Annotated in this window: 19 protein-coding genes, 2 tRNA genes and 2 pseudogenes; 8 read left to right on the forward strand and 15 right to left on the reverse strand. The window is 39.0% G+C overall.

Translation table 11 applies throughout. The features are described 5' to 3' along the window. The 4 genes from HNQ69_RS06790 to rpsL all read right to left on the reverse strand — a co-directional run. Positions 1-95 (reverse strand): GTP-binding protein (locus HNQ69_RS06790; protein ID WP_002972655.1); only part of this gene is annotated, 95 nt, incomplete at its 3' end. 61 nt (positions 96-156) lie between these two features. After that, positions 157-2241, reverse strand: coding sequence for an elongation factor G (gene fusA, locus HNQ69_RS06795; RefSeq protein ID WP_183229294.1), 2085 nt, complete (start codon positions 2239-2241; stop codon positions 157-159). Positions 2242-2268: 27 nt separating this feature from the next. Next, the gene (gene rpsG / locus HNQ69_RS06800; protein WP_183229295.1) at positions 2269-2739 is read right to left on the reverse strand and encodes a 30S ribosomal protein S7; all 471 of its coding nucleotides are present in this window, start codon (positions 2737-2739) and stop codon (positions 2269-2271) included. 18 nt (positions 2740-2757) lie between these two features. Further along, positions 2758-3129, reverse strand: a complete 372-nt coding sequence (rpsL, locus tag HNQ69_RS06805; RefSeq protein ID WP_183229296.1) for a 30S ribosomal protein S12 — start codon at positions 3127-3129, stop codon at positions 2758-2760. Positions 3130-3642: 513 nt separating this feature from the next. On the opposite strand from rpsL, the gene xth reads away from it, so the two are divergent. The 5 genes from xth (at position 3643) to HNQ69_RS06830 (ending at position 7850) form a co-directional block, all read left to right on the forward strand. Next, entirely contained in the window at positions 3643-4425 is a 783-nt protein-coding gene (gene xth / locus HNQ69_RS06810) for an exodeoxyribonuclease III (protein WP_183229297.1), read from the forward strand. A gap of 145 nt (positions 4426-4570) precedes the next feature. Next, positions 4571-5476, forward strand: a complete 906-nt coding sequence (locus HNQ69_RS06815; protein ID WP_183229298.1) for a transporter substrate-binding domain-containing protein — start codon at positions 4571-4573, stop codon at positions 5474-5476. A 144-nt stretch (positions 5477-5620) separates the two neighbouring features. After that, positions 5621-6373 (forward strand): amino acid ABC transporter permease, encoded by a 753-nt coding sequence (locus tag HNQ69_RS06820; RefSeq protein WP_183229299.1) that lies wholly within the window; start codon positions 5621-5623, stop codon positions 6371-6373. Between the two features lie 2 nt (positions 6374-6375). Continuing rightward, entirely contained in the window at positions 6376-7092 is a 717-nt protein-coding gene (locus HNQ69_RS06825; protein ID WP_183229300.1) for an amino acid ABC transporter permease, read from the forward strand. An 11-nt stretch (positions 7093-7103) separates the two neighbouring features. Further along, entirely contained in the window at positions 7104-7850 is a 747-nt protein-coding gene (locus HNQ69_RS06830) for an amino acid ABC transporter ATP-binding protein (protein WP_281380994.1), read from the forward strand. 157 nt (positions 7851-8007) lie between these two features. On the opposite strand, the gene HNQ69_RS08375 is transcribed toward HNQ69_RS06830, so the two are convergent. The 7 genes from HNQ69_RS08375 to HNQ69_RS06860 form a co-directional block, all read right to left on the reverse strand. After that, the gene (locus HNQ69_RS08375; RefSeq protein WP_425486687.1) at positions 8008-8283 is read right to left on the reverse strand and encodes a tetratricopeptide repeat protein; all 276 of its coding nucleotides are present in this window, start codon (positions 8281-8283) and stop codon (positions 8008-8010) included. 28 nt (positions 8284-8311) lie between these two features. Further along, positions 8312-8536 (reverse strand): hypothetical protein, encoded by a 225-nt coding sequence (locus HNQ69_RS08380; RefSeq protein ID WP_425486688.1) that lies wholly within the window; start codon positions 8534-8536, stop codon positions 8312-8314. A 709-nt stretch (positions 8537-9245) separates the two neighbouring features. Further along, complete coding sequence (locus HNQ69_RS06840; RefSeq protein ID WP_183229301.1) at positions 9246-11969, reverse strand: valine--tRNA ligase; 2724 nt, start codon at positions 11967-11969, stop codon at positions 9246-9248. Positions 11970-12105: 136 nt separating this feature from the next. After that, positions 12106-12672 (reverse strand): DUF2497 domain-containing protein, encoded by a 567-nt coding sequence (locus tag HNQ69_RS06845; protein ID WP_183229302.1) that lies wholly within the window; start codon positions 12670-12672, stop codon positions 12106-12108. A 251-nt stretch (positions 12673-12923) separates the two neighbouring features. Further along, positions 12924-14246, reverse strand: a complete 1323-nt coding sequence (locus HNQ69_RS06850; protein WP_183229307.1) for a TolC family outer membrane protein — start codon at positions 14244-14246, stop codon at positions 12924-12926. 33 nt (positions 14247-14279) lie between these two features. Next, on the reverse strand, positions 14280-14954 hold the full coding sequence (locus tag HNQ69_RS06855; RefSeq protein WP_183229303.1) for a protein-L-isoaspartate O-methyltransferase family protein: 675 nt from the start codon (positions 14952-14954) through the stop codon (positions 14280-14282). 205 nt (positions 14955-15159) lie between these two features. Then, positions 15160-15233: transfer RNA gene (locus tag HNQ69_RS06860), tRNA-Cys, on the reverse strand. A gap of 187 nt (positions 15234-15420) precedes the next feature. Here HNQ69_RS06860 and HNQ69_RS06865 point away from each other — a divergent pair. Next, positions 15421-15495 (forward strand) — tRNA-Asn (locus HNQ69_RS06865). Between the two features lie 88 nt (positions 15496-15583). On the opposite strand, the gene HNQ69_RS06870 is transcribed toward HNQ69_RS06865, so the two are convergent. Continuing rightward, on the reverse strand, positions 15584-15964 hold the full coding sequence (locus HNQ69_RS06870; RefSeq protein WP_183229304.1) for an XRE family transcriptional regulator: 381 nt from the start codon (positions 15962-15964) through the stop codon (positions 15584-15586). A gap of 204 nt (positions 15965-16168) precedes the next feature. Here HNQ69_RS06870 and HNQ69_RS06875 point away from each other — a divergent pair, with 204 nt between their 5' ends. Both HNQ69_RS06875 and HNQ69_RS06880 read left to right on the forward strand, forming a co-directional pair. Then, the gene (locus HNQ69_RS06875; protein WP_425486689.1) at positions 16169-16354 is read left to right on the forward strand and encodes a type II toxin-antitoxin system RelB/DinJ family antitoxin; all 186 of its coding nucleotides are present in this window, start codon (positions 16169-16171) and stop codon (positions 16352-16354) included. A 95-nt stretch (positions 16355-16449) separates the two neighbouring features. Further along, positions 16450-16716: pseudogene (locus tag HNQ69_RS06880) on the forward strand (type II toxin-antitoxin system YafQ family toxin); the annotation flags it as partial. Positions 16717-16910: 194 nt separating this feature from the next. Here HNQ69_RS06880 and HNQ69_RS08045 read toward each other — a convergent pair. From HNQ69_RS08045 to HNQ69_RS06890, 3 genes and pseudogenes are all read right to left on the reverse strand, one after another. After that, positions 16911-17126 carry a hypothetical protein gene (locus tag HNQ69_RS08045; RefSeq protein ID WP_246348552.1) on the reverse strand — a complete coding sequence of 72 codons (216 nt, stop codon included), beginning with the start codon at positions 17124-17126 and terminating at the stop codon, positions 16911-16913. Next, positions 17059-17286: a hypothetical protein gene (locus tag HNQ69_RS06885; RefSeq protein ID WP_183229308.1), complete on the reverse strand. Its 228-nt coding sequence runs from the start codon at positions 17284-17286 to the stop codon at positions 17059-17061. The genes HNQ69_RS08045 and HNQ69_RS06885 overlap by 68 nt, the downstream gene beginning before the upstream one ends. Continuing rightward, positions 17283-17534 (reverse strand): annotated as a pseudogene (locus HNQ69_RS06890) (lysozyme); the annotation flags it as partial. The pseudogene HNQ69_RS06890 and the gene HNQ69_RS06885, both read right to left, overlap by 4 nt.

The raw sequence follows: 17534 nt of genomic DNA on the forward strand, positions 1-17534 counted from the left end.
ATTGCTGCTGTTAATGAGGTCTTACCATGATCAACGTGACCAATCGTTCCAATATTAACATGCGGCTTCGTTCGTTCAAACTTGCTCTTTGCCATTTGAGCTCTCCATTTTCCATCCAAATCAAGGATTAAGTTAAAAATTAATGACCTAATAAAATCACGCGTATTTCTTTTGAATCTCCAAAGCAACAGCCGAAGGAACAGGGTCGTAATGATCAAACTGCATTGTATACTGCGCACGCCCCTGACTCATCGAACGAAGAGTATTCACATAACCAAACATATTTGCCAAAGGAACCATCGCATTCACAACTGTAGCAATACCACGCGCTTCAGTTCCTGAAATTTGACCGCGACGAGAATTTAGATCACCAATGACATCACCAACATAATCTTCTGGAGTTACAACCTCTACCTTCATGATCGGCTCTAGAAGCTGTGCACCAGCCTTCTTTGCTCCATCACGAAAAGCAGCACGAGCAGCAATTTCAAAAGCTAAAACGGAAGAATCAACATCATGATAACCACCATCAACCAGCGTTGCTTTTACACCAAGCATAGGAAAACCCGCAAGAGGACCAGATCCCATAACACTCTCAATCCCCTTTTGAACACCGGGAATATATTCTTTTGGAACAGCACCACCAACAATTTTTGACTCAAAAAGGAAATCATCACCATCATGCGGTTCAAAAATAATTTTTACACGAGCAAACTGCCCTGCACCACCAGATTGCTTCTTATGCGTATAATCAATTTCTGCCATTTTTGTAATCGATTCACGATAAGCAACCTGAGGCTGACCAACATTTGCCTCAACCTTAAATTCACGCCGCATACGATCAACAATAATATCAAGATGAAGCTCACCCATTCCAGCTATAATGGTTTGACCTGATTCTTCATCAGATTTTACACGAAATGAAGGATCTTCAGCAGCCAAACGATTGAGCGCAATTCCCATTTTTTCCTGATCCGCTTTCGTCTTTGGCTCAATTGCAATTTCAATAACAGGCTCTGGAAACTCCATCCGTTCCAAAACAACCGGTTTCAAAGGATCGCAGAGAGTATCACCCGTTGTCGTTTCTTTAAGTCCTGCAAGCGCAACAATATCACCAGCAAAAGCCTCCTCAATATCCTCACGAGAATTTGAATGCATTTGAAGCATACGCCCCAAACGCTCCCTCTTCCTCTTGACAGTATTTTCAAGAGAAATGCCTTTTTGAACCTTACCAGAATAAATACGACAGAAAGTTAAAGATCCAACAAATGGATCATTCATAATCTTAAAAGCAAGCATAGAAAGCGGTGCATCGTCTGAAGATTCACGCGTCGTCTCAGACTCAGTCTTTACATCAACACCACTAATCGCAGGAACATCAACCGGAGAAGGAAGATAAGAAATAACAGCATCCAAAAGTGGTTGAACACCCTTATTTTTAAAAGCTGTACCACAAAGAACCGGATGAAACTGAACCTCTATAGTTCCCTTACGAATAAGAGAAACAAGCTGCTCATCGGTTGGCATAACACCCTCCAAATAAGCTTCTGTCGCAGCTTCATCAACTTCAACCGCCATTTCAATTAGTTTTTCGCGATACTCTTCCGCCTTCTCTTTCAAATCAGAGGGAATTTCACTGACCACTGCCGAAGCACCAATCGAACCATCCCATTTCAATGCCTTCATCTCAACAAGATCAACAACACCCTCAAAATCATTTTCAGCACCAATTGGTAACTGCAAAACAAGCGCTTTAGCCCCTAACCGTGAGCTAACCATCTCCACACTACGATAAAAGTCAGCACCTATCTTATCCATTTTATTGACAAAAACCATGCGCGGCACACGATATTTCTCAGCCTGCCTCCAAACAGTTTCCGTCTGGGGCTCCACACCAGCATTCGCATCCAACAACGCTATTGCCCCATCAAGGACACGCAAAGAACGTTCAACTTCGATTGTAAAATCAACGTGGCCCGGCGTATCAATAATATTAAAGCGCCGTTTACGACCATCACGCCCCTCCCAAAAGGTTGTCGTCGCAGCAGATGTAATCGTAATACCACGCTCCTGCTCCTGCTCCATCCAATCCATTGTAGAAGCACCATCGTGCGTCTCACCAATCTTATGATTCTTACCCGTATAGAACAAAATGCGCTCAGTCATAGTGGTCTTACCAGCATCAATATGCGCCATAATACCAAAATTACGATAATCCTCAATTTTATATTCGCGAGCCATTGTACTTGCCTTAAGTTTTAAACACATCTACCAGCGATAATGAGAAAATGCACGATTAGCTTCAGCCATACGATGAACATCCTCACGCTTCTTTACTGCAGAACCGCGATTATTAGCCGCATCCATAAGCTCACCAGAAAGACGATCAATCATTGTCGTTTCATTTCGTCCTCGCGCCGCCATAATCAGCCAACGAATAGCAAGAGCCTGACGGCGATCAGGACGAACATCAATTGGAACCTGATAAGTAGCACCACCAACACGACGTGAACGAACCTCAATATGAGGAGCAACATTCTCTAACGCTTTATGAAACAGAGCCACAGGATCTGTTTTTACTTTCTTCTCTACAGCATCAAGCGCACCATAAACAATACGCTCAGCAACTGACTTCTTACCATCAAACATAATGGCATTCATAAATTTTGTAACAACCAAATCACCGAACTTAGGATCTGGATTAACTTCACGTTTTTCTGCTCTATGGCGACGGGACATCGGTTTGGTCTCTCAATATTATTTTGGACGCTTCGCGCCATACTTCGAACGACGCTGTTTACGATTCTTGACACCTTGCGTATCAAGCAAACCACGAATAATGTGGTAACGAACTCCTGGCAAATCCTTCACACGGCCACCCCGTATCATGACAACAGAGTGCTCTTGAAGATTATGACCCTCTCCAGGAATGTAGCCAATCACCTCAAATCCATTTGTCAAACGGATCTTAGCAACTTTACGAAGTGCAGAATTTGGCTTCTTCGGCGTCGTTGTATAGACACGCGTACAAACCCCACGCTTCTGTGGATTCGACTGAAGAGCAGGAACCTTATTGCGTTTAACTGACACAATACGCGGCTTGCGAATCAATTGATTTACGGTAGGCATGCAACCTTCCTCTTTTTTTGATCTACGTTCGTTTCGCCCTCTCGGGCTTTTTCCACTTTCACCCACTCCGATAAAATCGGAACAAGCACTTAATCCCACACACAAAACCGGGCAGGACTGTTATAAACAGCTTACCCGATTACAAGCAGAGAAGGCAATAGCCTTTTGCACTAGCATTTGCTTTTAATCTTTAAAATAAAATCTGTTTGAATGACTTTTGAATAAAAACCCAAAACCTTTAGTCACTCTCACATCAGCTATAATGGCTTCTAATAGCGAGAACACGTACATTCGTCAAGAACTAAACATCAGAAAGTTTTAAAAAATGAAATAAATTAATTGTAATGCCTTAATTTGGTTTTTATAAGAACTCTTTCTATACTAGACTTCCTCTAGTGATCCTTCTACATACCAACATCAAAGACTCACTATATTGCGGGTATATATCTATAAGAACACTCTAACCCAGCAATTTAATAAATTGCACAACATGTGGTATTTAAGATGAGCACCATGAAAATAGTAACGTGGAATATTGCTGGAATAAAAGCACGGCATGAAACACTCTACCAATGGCTACAGAAGAACAAACCCGATATAGTCTGCCTACAAGAAATTAAAAGCACCGATGAGAATTTTCCACGCGATGCAATTGAAGGGCTAGGTTATCACATAGAAACACATGGACAAAAAAGTTTTAATGGCGTTGCGATTCTCTCTAAAAAAACCCCTGATGAAGTTATCCGCCGATTACCGGGCAATGATAATGATGAGCAAACGCGTTACATTGAAGCCGTTTATTCAACAAATAAAGGCGTTATCCGGGTTGCATCCCTTTATCTGCCAAATGGAAATCCTGTAAAAAGCGAAAAATATCCTTATAAAATGGAATGGATGGAAAGATTATATGCACATGCAAAATCATTACTTGCATATGAAGAACCTCTTATTCTCGCTGGTGATTATAATGTTATCCCTTCTCCTTTGGATGCAAAAAACCCCCAAGAATGGAATCATGATGCCTTATTTCTTCCGCAAACAAGACAGGCATTTCAGCGTATTATTCATTTAGGTTTTTATGACGCTATTCGTAATGTCACAGAGAACCCCTCTTTCAGCTTCTGGGATTTTCAAGCTGCTGCATGGCATAAAAATAACGGAATTCGTATTGATCACTTGCTTTTATCACCAGAAGCTGTCGATCAACTTATCTGCGCTTATAGCCAAGCAGAAGTAAGAGGATATCAAAAACCATCCGATCATACTCCCGTTTGGGCTCACCTTAATTTCAGTTAATTAAAACATAACACCTGCTTTATTGAGATAACAAAAAAATATCCCACCTAGAACAATAATGTGCTACTACACCATACGTGAATAAATCTTAAATAATAAAAACAAAATAATGGTTCATAAATAATGGAGGATAATGGAAGATAGAATGAAAAAATCGCTCTTAATGCTTATTGCAGCAACTGCTATTGGACTGACAAGTATCGCACATGCTAGAAGTGATACACTTGAAAAAATAAAAAAGACGGGAGAAATCACCCTAGGTGTCCGCGAATCATCAGCTCTAGCCTATGCCCTGGGTAATGACAAATATGTGGGTTTCCATACAGAAATGGCAGAGCATATCATTGATGATATTTCAAAAAAAATTGGTAAGCCAATCAAAATTAAATATCTCCCTATCACATCGCAGAACAGAATCCCTCTCTTGAAAAATAGCACCTACGATTTTGAGTGTGGCTCAACAACAAATGATGTTGCTCGCAGTAAAGAAGCAGCATTTGCTTATACCACTTATATCGAGGAAGTTCGAATTGCCGTCAAAAAAAACTCTAACATTAAATCTCTTGCCGATTTAAATGGGAAAACAGTTGCAACCACCACCGGTACAACACCTGTTCAGCTTATCCGTAAAAACAAACGTGCAAAAAATATTCACTTTAATGTTGTGACGGGAAAGGACCATGGAGACAGCTTCTTATTGTTAGAATCTGGCCGTGCAGACGCATTTGTTATGGATGCTTCGATTCTTGCTGGGCATATTGCTAAATCAAAAAATCCATCTGATTATGTCATCCTTGATACGGTACTTTCTGTTGAACCCATCGCTTGTATGCTCCGTTTAAATGATAAAAACTTCGAACAAGCAATCAATGAAAGCATCGTACGTCAAATCAAAGATAAATCACTTGAAAAACTTTATGATAAATGGTTTATGAAACCAATCCCACCTGCGAACACTATTGTCAATCTTCCCTTGTCTAAAGCAACAAAATATGCTTGGGAACACCCAAACAATAAGTCTCGTGAAAATTACACACAAAATAATTTGTAGAATTCTACAAAAAAGAATAACCACACTCTTTGAAAATTGAGTGTGGTTGTGTTTTATCTCACTTTTTAATAAATCCAGCGTATGTAAAATACGGTTAGTTTGTTATTCTGTTTTACAGGTGACTAAATTTAGGAAATGCAGTTAATGGACTTTTCTTTTCTTTGTACAGATGATCTTAACCAAACATTTATAGCGGGATGCCTTGGAACCCCTGGTGTGAGTCATACCTATTTAGATACACTGCTCGATGGTTTTAAAAATACAGTTATATTATCTGTCTCTTCACTGGCCTTGGCTGTATTTTGGGGGATCATTATAGGAACAATGCGCACTCTCCAGAAAACTTCCATGATCCGTTGTTTATTGCGGACTATTGGAAGTATCTGGGTGGAAATCATGCGTAATATTCCTCTCCTTGTACAGGTATTTTTATGGTATTTTGTTGTGCCAAAAATTTATCCACCAGCCATGAAATTTTCACCCATTCTTTTAATAACAGGTGCCTTGGGATTCTTTACCTCGGCTCGCATTGCAGAACAGGTTCGCTCCGGTATTGAAGCGATTCCTTCTGGACAGCGTTACGCCGCTATGGCAATGGGATTTACGACCTATCAAATTTACCGCTATATTATATTACCAAGTGCTATACGCAGAATCATACCACCCCTTACTTCAGAAGCAATGGGTATTGTAAAAAATTCATCTATAGCATTCGCCGTTTCAATAAATGAACTGATGCAATTTCAATACCAAACGATCGAAGAAGTAAGCCATGTTTATGAAAACTATCTCATTGTCACGATTCTGTACATCTTTGTATCTTTATTCATATTCATCATTATGACGATAATTGAACAAATGCTTAAAATACCTAATTTTCAAACAGAGGAGCATTGAATATGATAAATTTCATAACCTCCCAGCTTGGATTTTCTTTTCCTCTTGATTTTTCAGACTTTGACTTTTCATTTTTCACTTTTGATATATTCCGTTCTTACATTCTTTCAGGTTTACTTTTTAGCGTTTTTCTAACCCTTTTTGCAACAATATTAGGACTTGTCTTCGGAACGCTCTTAGCAATAATGCGGCTTTCTTCCATGAAACTGCTCTCTTGGCTTGCAATAATTTATATAACTGCCATGCGTTCAATACCACTTGTGATGGTTATTTTATGGTTTTTTGTACTTTTACCTTTCCTAACTGGGATATCAATCGGTGCAAATAAATCAGCACTCATTACCTTTACAGCATTTGAAACTGCTTATTTTGCCGAAATTATGCGTGCCGGCATAAAATCCGTTTCGCAAGGGCAAAAACATGCAGGACAAGCTCTCGGAATGACATATTGGCAAAGTATGTATATTGTAATTCTTCCTCAAGCCTTTAGAGATATGCTGCCAGTTTTTTTAACACAAGTTATTATCCTCTTTCAGGACACAACGCTTGTTTATGCAATTAGTGGCAATAGCCTCTTGAACGGTTTTGATATTGTTGCTAACAATTTTGGTGTGAAGCAAGAAGCTTATGTCTTGGCAGCCATTTTCTATTTTGTTATCTGTTTTACACTGTCACAGATGGTTTTGTATTTACAGAAAAAAATATCCATTATTCGCTAACAGGAAAAAAAATGTCTACTCATATGATCGAAATCAAAAATGTTTCTAACTGGTATGGCGAGATTAATGTTCTTAAAGACTGCACAACCAATATTAACAAAGGGGAAGTTGTGGTAGTTTGCGGGCCATCAGGTTCAGGAAAATCAACATTTATTAAAACTATTAACGCTCTCGTTCCTTTTCAAAAAGGGGAAATTTGGATTAATAGAACTCCTGTCCATTCAAAGAAAACGAATCTGCCTAAATTGCGTAGTCAGGTAGGAATGGTATTTCAACACTTCGAGCTTTTTCCACATTTATCTGTCATGGAAAATTTAACAATTGCACAAATCAAAGTCCTAAAGCGCAACAAAGAAGAAGCTCTTGAGCGTGGTTTGTTGTATCTTGAACGGGTTGGACTCATTGAACATAAAAATAAATACCCTGCTCAACTTTCTGGAGGTCAACAACAACGCGTTGCTATCGCGCGAGCCTTAACCATGGACCCACTCGTTATGCTTTTTGATGAACCAACATCTGCTCTAGATCCTGAAATGGTAGGGGAAGTCCTCGATGTCATGATCAATTTAGCAGAAGAAGGTATGACGATGATTTGTGTAACCCATGAAATGGGATTTGCACAAAAAGTTTCAGAGCGTGTTATTTTCATGGATCAAGGGAGGATTCTCGAAGACTGCTCATCTGAAGAGTTTTTTTCAGATCCACAGGCTAGAACATCACGCGCTCAAGATTTTTTATCTAAAATTCTCAACCATTAACCATCTATTATGAGAATAAGCTCTCTCTTGTAATCTAAGATACAAGAAACCAGGATCCAATAAAAAATGATGAAGAAGGTTGCAAGAAAATGTTCAAAGGCTGTTGTTTTTTAAAATATCACCAGCCAATGACACTGCAGTACGTTTTTCACATTCATTACAAAGAGAAAAAGCGTGCTCTTTTCATAGAGCAAATCCAATCTTTATCTTTTACATTAGCTTTTTCGTAGGCTGCAGTTAACATTGCTGTACCGCGAACTGTTTTTCCAGCCTGAAGCATCATATTTCCAAACATCGCTTGAGCAGGAGGATTCCCTTTTCTTGCAGAAAGCTGAAACCATCGCACTGCCTGTACAAGATTTTTGTCTATTCCTTCTCCCTTTAAAAATATTTTTCCCAAGTAATACTGAGCTTTGGGATTCCCATAATTCATCGCAGCCTGCATCTAAAAACTAGCAGTATTAAGAAAGATTTGGTTTTACCTGTGATTGAGGAATGTCCTTTTTTATATGACCCGCAAGTTTAACCAAAGCATCAGAAGCATAGCTCTCATCCTCTGAACCAAAATCAGCGCCTTTTTCAACGATATATGCAAAAAACTTGTATGCCTTATAATCATCTTCAGGAACACCATCACCCTTCGCATAGATAGAGCAAAGCTTCCAACGCGCACCAATATTTCCCATATCGGCTGTAACGCGAAAGTGCCTGATTTATTTGCCCATTCTTATAAGAAGACATACCACGTTTTAAAAAATAGAATGAACTATTAATAGCTTCCTGTCCACTCTTTACATCTACCACATAAGCAGTAGAAAGAACTCCTCCTAAAGTAATAATAATCGTAGCTTTTTCCCATACTCTAAACCTAGTTATCATCTGAAACTCCCCCCTTATGTTAGTTTCACTTAGTGTATCTGCTACAAATTTTTTCGTACAGATATTTGAAATCTTTTTAGTAAGAGAAAAAGATATTTTGAAGGTAAGAATTCTAATAAAAAGGTAAATAAACGGAAATCACTATTCTGTATTTTGTACCAGATCCCTTGATATCGTAATATTTTTCTATTTAAAATATTCTTATTATCATCAACAAAAACTGTTCAATAAAAAGACATGTGTACTGAAAAACATTTTAGGATGAATGCAACATGTGATTAATGAATCGTTTAAATACGAAAACAGTAAATAACAGCGAAGGTGAATAAATATAATGATAACTTACAACTTCATAAACGCAAAGTGGTGAAACTTTGTGGACTTCTCGTTATAGTACCATAAGTAAAGCTAAGAATTGGAATTGAAGAAAAGAAAGCTTCTCTTTCAAAAAAATTATGAATGAACCGCGCAATAACATTGTGCATTCATGAGAAAAAGAAAGAACAAAAATCGCAATTATGCCAATCGTTCTAAGGCAACAGATATCTTCTTTTGCGCAGCACGCAATTCTAAAATCCTGTTACGTTCAACCTCAACAATTTCCGGGTTTGCGTTTTCTATAAATTTTGGATTATTTAATTTAACCGATATTTTTTCAATATCTTGCTCAATTTTACTGATATTTTTAACCAAACGAGCACGTTCAGCATCTAAATCAATCAAACTCCCCAATGGCAAACAAAAAACTGCTTCTCCCAAAACCATTTGCACCGAAACAGCCGGAATTTTATCAGAAAAATGAATTGTTTCAATACGTGCTAACCTTTTAAGAAGAGCATCATAACGTTGCACACGCTCTTGCGTTAGTTCTCCACCCTCTACAATAATAAGAGGCGCTAAAATGCCGGCTGGAATATTCATTTCAAAACGTACCGAACGAATCCCACTGACAACATCAATAAGCCAATTAATATCAGAAGCAGCCTCTTCATCTGAAAACATTTCCTCTGGCCACTGTATCAATGCCAGCATATCCTTACGCTTCATGCTTGGTGTTTCTGTTAGAAACCATAACTCTTCCGTCATATGAGGCATAAAAGGATGAAGAAGCTTATAAACCTCATCTAATACCCAAGCAGTACATGCCTGAGCCTCCCTTTTATCCTCCTCATTTGAACCTTGAAATATTGGCTTGAGAAGTTCCAAATACCAATCACATAATGTATTCCAAATAAAGCGATAAAGTGTGCTAGCAGACTCATTAAATTTATAATTTTCAATGCCAGCAGTTACTGCTGAAATAGTTTTAGATAACTCTGTTAAAATCCAACGATTAAGCGCAAGTTTTGCTTTTTCTGGTTTAAAAGCTGGATCATGCTTAACACCGTTCATCTGTGCAAATCGAGTAGCATTCCATAATTTCGTAGCAAAGTTACGATAGCCTGCAATACGGGAAGGATCAAGTTTGACGTCACGGCCTTGTGCTGCCATAATAGCCAAAGCAAAACGAAGGGCATCTGCGCTATACTGATCAATGAGCTCCAATGGATCAATAATATTTCCCTTCGATTTTGACATCTTTGCTCCCTTCTGATCCCGAACGAGAGCATGCACATAAACCGTTGGAAAAGGAACTTTACCCATAAAGTGAAGCCCCATCATCATCATACGTGCGACCCAGAAAAAGATAATATCAAATCCCGTAACCGATAGAGATGTTGGATAAAAAGTAGCTAATTCCGTTGTTTTATTTGGCCAACCGAGTGTTGAAAAAGGCCAAAGAGCAGAAGAAAACCATGTATCTAAAACATCTTGATCCTGACTTAATTTAACCACTTTACCATAATGAGAGAGAGCAGAAGCTAAAGCTTCTTCTTCACTTTTTTCAACAAAAACCGTACCATCAGGTCCATACCAAGCCGGTATCTGGTGTCCCCACCATAATTGGCGTGAGATACACCAAGGTTGAATATTTTGCATCCAATTGAAATAAGTTTTCTTCCAGCTATCAGGAACAAATTGCGTTTTTCCCTGATGAACAGCCTCTATTGCTGGTTTAGCTAATTCTGCAGCATGAACATACCATTGATCTGTCAAGAACGGTTCAATAGGCACTCCACTGCGATCCCCATGAGGAACAGTGTGAAGATGGTCGTCAACAGCTGCTAAATATCCTCCCTCTTGCATCAAAGATACAATCCGATCACGTGCAACAAAACGATCAACTTGATCAAGATGTTCTACCAATAATTTTAATTCATTCGACAAAACCAAACCATCAAAAAATGCTTCATTTTCACATAGAAAGATTTTAGCATTTTTTGTAAAAATATTTATAAACTGCAGATTATTACGCTGTCCTACTTCAAAATCATTAAAATCATGTGCTGGTGTAATTTTCACAGCACCACTCCCCTCATCAGGGTCTGCGTGAGCATCACCAACAATCAATAACTTACGACCGACAAGCGGCAAAATAGCATTTTTACCTATAAGATTTTTATAACGCTCATCTTCAGGATTAACCGCAATCCCCGTATCACCAAGCATTGTCTCTGGCCGAGTTGTTGCCACTATTATAAAAGTTGTAGCATCATCCGGATCAAAAACTTTCCCTTCAAGGGGATATCTAAAGTGCCACAAATGGCCTTTTACTTCTTTTTGCTCAACTTCAAGATCCGAAATAGCTGTTAATAATTTAGGATCCCAATTAACCAAACGCTTATCCCTATATATCAACCCTTGCTTATAAAGCGTAACAAAAACCTCACGGACAGCTTGAGATAAGCCTTTATCCATTGTAAACCGCTCACGCGACCAATCACATGAAATACCAAGGCGACGTAGCTGGTTTCCAATAACGCCTCCAGTCTTATGACGCCATTCCCAAATACGCTCAACAAATTTTTCTCTCCCCATCTCTTGACGCGTTGGTTCTTTGTGCTCTGCCAATTGACGCTCAACAACCATTTGCGTAGCAATTCCTGCATGATCCATCCCAGGTTGCCACAACACATTCTTGCCACGCATTCGCTGGAATCTAACCACAATATCTTGGATTGTCGTATTAAGTGCATGCCCCATATGAAGTGAGCCTGTAACATTAGGAGGCGGTAACATAACGCAAAAAGGCTCTGCATCACTTTTGGAACCCACACCCGCTTCAAAAGCACCACGCGTCTCCCACCTTTTTGCAACCCGTTTCTCTACGGAAGCAGCATCATAGTTTTTATCTAACATTCTACCCACCTATAACGCCACTACGAATGCAATATATAATCAAAATCCGATCATACTTTCTGCAAACCTTACTTAATCCCGCGCCAGTAAAACTGCTAATGGAGTTTGTATAAAATAAAATGAAAAACACAAATAGTTAAGAAGATTTTTTAATTGCTTTAACAATCTCTTCACGTAAAATATTTTCAAGTAAAACTGGTAATTTACGCTGTAACCATTCTGCTATAGCCGGACGCAACACATCCTTTGCAATCTTCTCCGCAGAAGAAATACAATATTCAGATAATTCCACATGACCAACCGCCATATTTTCTGACTGCAATACACGCGCCTCATCGTTATATTCTTTTGTTTTATAAACAGAACGCTGTTCGTCAGAGGAAAGCTTTACCTTCTGCATATCCACGCCAATCATATTATTTTCTGCCTCTGTATTTTCTTTCTCTTTTGTTAACGAAGAATCTTGGTTTTCAGAAGAAAGACCAATACGATCAGCCAAAGCCTTCATTGCATCATCAACCGATAAGGTTGTATCATAAACAGTCTCTGATGCTACTGCTGAACGATCTTCAGAAGCATTCACTGCAACACCTTCATTTAAAAAATGATCAGATTGAACCGCATTCTCTTCGATTATTTCACGAATAGATGTCAAAATCTCATCCATACTTGGCTCACGTAACACGCTTGAACTCTGTACCATACTTTTAAACCTCTCAAAGACGCAACAACAAACAGAATCACATGTTTAGTGTAAGCAAAAGAATCATAAGATCAACACACTCCCCAATATATTTTTAAATGTAATTATCACGAAGAGAGAGTGCATACAACCTTCTTTAATCTAATAAGATAATCTCTACACCGTTATAGTCCCTAAAATGCTCAACGACCGATTTACTAATCTTTTAAAGATTAAAGTTATTTGCAGATTCAAGGACCACTTTTATGTATTTATCGGATATATTCAATTGTTTTCAAGCCTAAATAATTTGCAGTCAATTTACCAATGGAAGATTGTACACTATAGCTCGCAACAACAGCATTACGCTCTGCGATCGCAAGTGCAATTTGAGCATTAATCAACTGAGTTCGAGAATTCAAAACATCTAAGGTCGTCGCTTGTCCCACACGATTTTCTTGTATACGCCCCTTAAGAGCAATTTCAGCAGCACGGACACTCTCACGATAAGCAACAACAGATGCGCGTGCACCCTCTAACTGAAACCAGGCAGACGTGAGTGCCTGTCTTATATTGCTATGAGCTAAATCAAGCTGGAGACGAGCCTGCCCAAGCTGTTCCTTTGATTGACGAATCTGAGCAGACGTACGCCCACCTTCAAAAATCGGAACACTAACAGACAACCCTATTGATTTAGAAATCCCATCCTCTCCAGCACCACTGTAAATTCGATTATAAGATGCTGTTGCAGAAAAATCAATTTTAGGAAGCAAAGCTCCTTCTTTAGCCTTTACATTGTAAAGGCTAGCATCAACCAAATATTTTGCATAAAGGATTGCTGGATGTAATGTAACGCTCATTTGATAAGCAGCATCAAGATTTACTGGCAAATCCTTTGCCACTGAGGGACGCTTTAATTTTTCAGGATAAGAGCCAATAACTTGTCGATACACTGCCTCTGCTGACTTTACATCAGCACGTGCAAGATTAAGCTCCGAAAGAGCCACAGAACGCGCCGCTTGTGCTTGAAAAAGATCAACACGCCCTCCCTCTCCCACATCAAATTTTGCTTTATTGGAACGAACTTGCTCTTCAAGAGCAGCTAAATTTTTTCTCCGAAGATCCGCAACACGACGCGCTTGATATACATTCGCATAGGCTGTTACAGTGTCGAGAAACGTATTCTGCTCAGTATTTCGAAGATATTCACGCTGTGCCTGCAGTTTAACCTGAGCTGAAGAAAACGTATTTTGCGTGATAAAACCATCGAATAATCTTTGATTTAATCTTACCCCCATAGATCCAGAAGTAATATAAGGAGCTGTCATGGACTTATTGCGCTCATAACTTCCAACTCCTTCAATTTGTGGCAAAAGCGCCGCCCGTGCAATAACCACATCATCGCCAGATATACGTACAGCTGCACGCTCACTATTTAACTTAGTATTGTGTATATAAGCTTTAGCAAAAGCATCCATCAATGTTTCAGCACAAACCGATCCTGAAAAAATACTCAAAACCAGTAACAAACACACCTGAAATTTCTTGTTTATTTTGAAAACAATACACACAATAACAAACCCCACATTAGTTATAAAATTATCTTTTATTTACAAACAAAGCAAACACTAAAATATAAAATCAGGCGTTTTTAAAAAACCGGAAAGAGGTTTTACAGCGAGATTAAAAGCACGACGCGTTGCAATGACTCCCTCTTCCTTTACATAGATTCTTGCAACACCGGAATTACCATGTCCTTCAACCCCGACAAGACGCCCACCGTCTTTTATTTGATTAAAAAGAGCTTCCGGAATAAAATCAACAGAACCCTCGATAAAAATCACATCATAAGGCCCCTCAACCGCATATCCATTCTCTAAAGGCCCAGAGACCACAACCACATTGTTACATTGATTACGCTTCAAAACCTCAGCAGTTCGTTCTGAAAGAGCTTTATTGCTTTCTAATGCAATGACAGACCCTGCAAGTTTTGAAAGCAATGCTGCACAATATCCACTATTTGCACCAATATCTAAAACAATATCCGATGCTTTTATAGCCGCAAGCTGTAGCAACTTTGCTAAAGAGGCAGGTCTCATCGAATAGCATGTAGAAAGCCTATTTTGTGCTGGATATATAATAATATCGGTATCAATATAACTTAAAGCCCTCATCTCTTCCGGTATGAAATCTTCACGCGGCACCGTTAAAAATGATTCAAGAACCGATAAATCCGTTACATCTACCGTACGAATTTGATTGTCAACCATTTTGCGACGAAGCTCTGCAAAATCTACAACCATAATGCCCCTTTTCTCCCACATATAATAAGAATCATAAAAAGGTAATAATGAAGACCTACAACCCTTTAGTGTGAATGTTGCCCGAAAGTATGCTACAGTTAATAATTCAATTCTAGCGATCATCCTTCATAGTAAAGCATTTTACCATGAAAAGAAACTCTTTACTCGCCCATATTCCTCCTAAAGGCCAGCTTTTTTAATTGGCTGGAGGCCTCGCCCGGAATCGAACCGGGATACAAGGATTTGCAGTCCTCTGCGTAACCATTCCGCCACGAGGCCTCATCAAAAAATTTAAGAATGTCAATAAGGGAAGGCAACGTATCCGTCAAGATATAGAAATACTCTCGGATCTTTTTTTATCTTCTTAATGCAATTTCTGATATTTCTTTTAAAAAAGTGATTTTACCCTTTGCAAATCAGTATTGCTTTGCTATAGCCTTTGCAATAAATAAATTGGGCATCGTGTTCCCCGGTAGCTCAGTGGTAGAGCAACCGGCTGTTAACCGGTTGGTCGCTGGTTCGAATCCGGCCCGGGGAGCCATATTCTTTTCTATCACAAATAACTTATTGATTTTATATGTGTTTTTTAAGGTGCGGGATAAGTAAATAAAGGTTAGGGAATAGGATTTTCAAACTTGCTGTTCCAAAACGCATTCTTTTTTACTAATTTTCTCTAGTAATTTTTTGAATGCTTCTAAATCTTCTTGTGAACAAACATCTAAAACTCTAACAAACATACCAAAAATTTCACAACTCAATGGATTAGAAGGTCTGATCGTAAAACTTGTGCGAGAAGCATCTGATTCTTTTCTTAAACGTGCTGCTGTCTCTTGATCTAAAGCATAGAGTTTTATGATCTTATCTTCCATGCCTACTGGAACAGTCTTTTTGCCAATCTCTCCAGAAGAGAGAAACGCTATCGACATACCTAATTTCTTAGCCATATCTAATAAACGTTCGGAGTGATCAATGCGAAGTTTACGTAAGGTTTTACTAAAGGGTGTGAGCACCTAAAAAATCCTTTAAAAAGAATAATTATTTCATTGTGATTCTAGCAAAAAGCCTCAGATTTTTCTTTCTAATTATTACGAATCAGGACTGCTTTTCAGGTTTTTTTTAGCAAAACTAATATCCGAAGTGTTTCCACTTATAAAAAGTTGGCTTGGAGTTGCAATGTAGCTACATTATAAAGATTAATGAATGGAGAAATTACTATGAAAGCTGATGCTGTTGTTCGTGCCCGCATTCCTAGTGAAGTGAAAAAACAGGCAATGATCGCCTTAGAACGCATGGGTTTAAGTGCATCCGATCTCATTCGCATGAGATTTTTGCGTGTAGCTGAGAAAGGCTGTTTGCCTTTCGATGTCAAATCCCCAATAGCACCACGCGCAAAGCTATAAAGAAACTAGACGAAGGAAAAGGGAAAACGTTTGAAAGTGCTGATGCATTGTTTAAAGACTTAGGCATCTGATATGCTAATACTGTTCGTTCAGGACAATTCAAACGTGATGTGCGTAAAGCAGAAACGCGTGGTAAAAATATGAATAAGCTACGTACGCTGTTAAACCTGCTAATGGAGAAAAAACCGTTACCGAAACATTACTGTGATCATCCACTAAAAGGTGCTTGGGTGAACTGTCATGATAACCATATTGAACCAGATTGGCTGCTGATTTATCGAATTGAAGGAGACAAATTACACCTTGTTCGTACAGGCACACATTCTGATCTCTTCGAAGAAGAGCGTACAAAAATACGCTAATTTTTTGTTAGCCATTTTTGAGGTGTGAGAAGATATTGTCGAGTGCGTCCATAAACCGGGCAAAATCGATAACAAATAAAAAAAGGACAAATGCCAACCACTTCACAAAACGAGACATCATTTTTAAACCTTGATAGGTAGTGATCATCTCAAGAAGCAGCTATTGTTCTTTTTCCATGAGATCTTGATCTTTGTTATTTTCTTTTCTTGTCATATCGCCACCCACACAAGCCTTCACCCTGTTTATTATGCTTTAAGATCTCTCTTGCTAGGTTGGAACTGATGACCGCAACATCTTGTTTATCCAAATAAATGGGCAACCAACCAACACAAGAAATACCCCTATTCGCCCCGCACCCAACGAGACAGAGCAGAGCGCACATCACCATCACTTTTTTGATTAACTTCATTTTCTACCTCAAGACGTGTTGTGGCTGTCTTTAAAGCATTCTCTGTTTGCTTTTGCTGTTCCGATTTCTTGCCAAGATGAAAGGCTTTCACTAAAGCCACAAAAAAAACGGCTAAAGCCGCTGTAAGCATCATCGGATATTTCTTAAGCCATAAAATCATAAGCGCTGCTCCCGAAACCTCTTGGCCACAAACACAATGCCAGCACATGCGGCTAAAACCATAATGGCAGCAAGGGCCCATTGCACAGGACCATTGCCAGCCAATAAGCCACCAAGACCTGAACAAGACCCTATAATCGGAGCAAGCGCTTCGGCTTTGAGAAAGCCTGTTGCTTCTTTTGTTTCAACGCGTTGATAGTTAGAAGAGACATAAGACCCTTTTGCCCATAACCCTGCTTCGGCTGCTCG

The sequence above is a fragment of the Bartonella callosciuri genome, assembly GCF_014203215.1.
Lineage (GTDB): Bacteria > Pseudomonadota > Alphaproteobacteria > Rhizobiales > Rhizobiaceae > Bartonella > Bartonella callosciuri.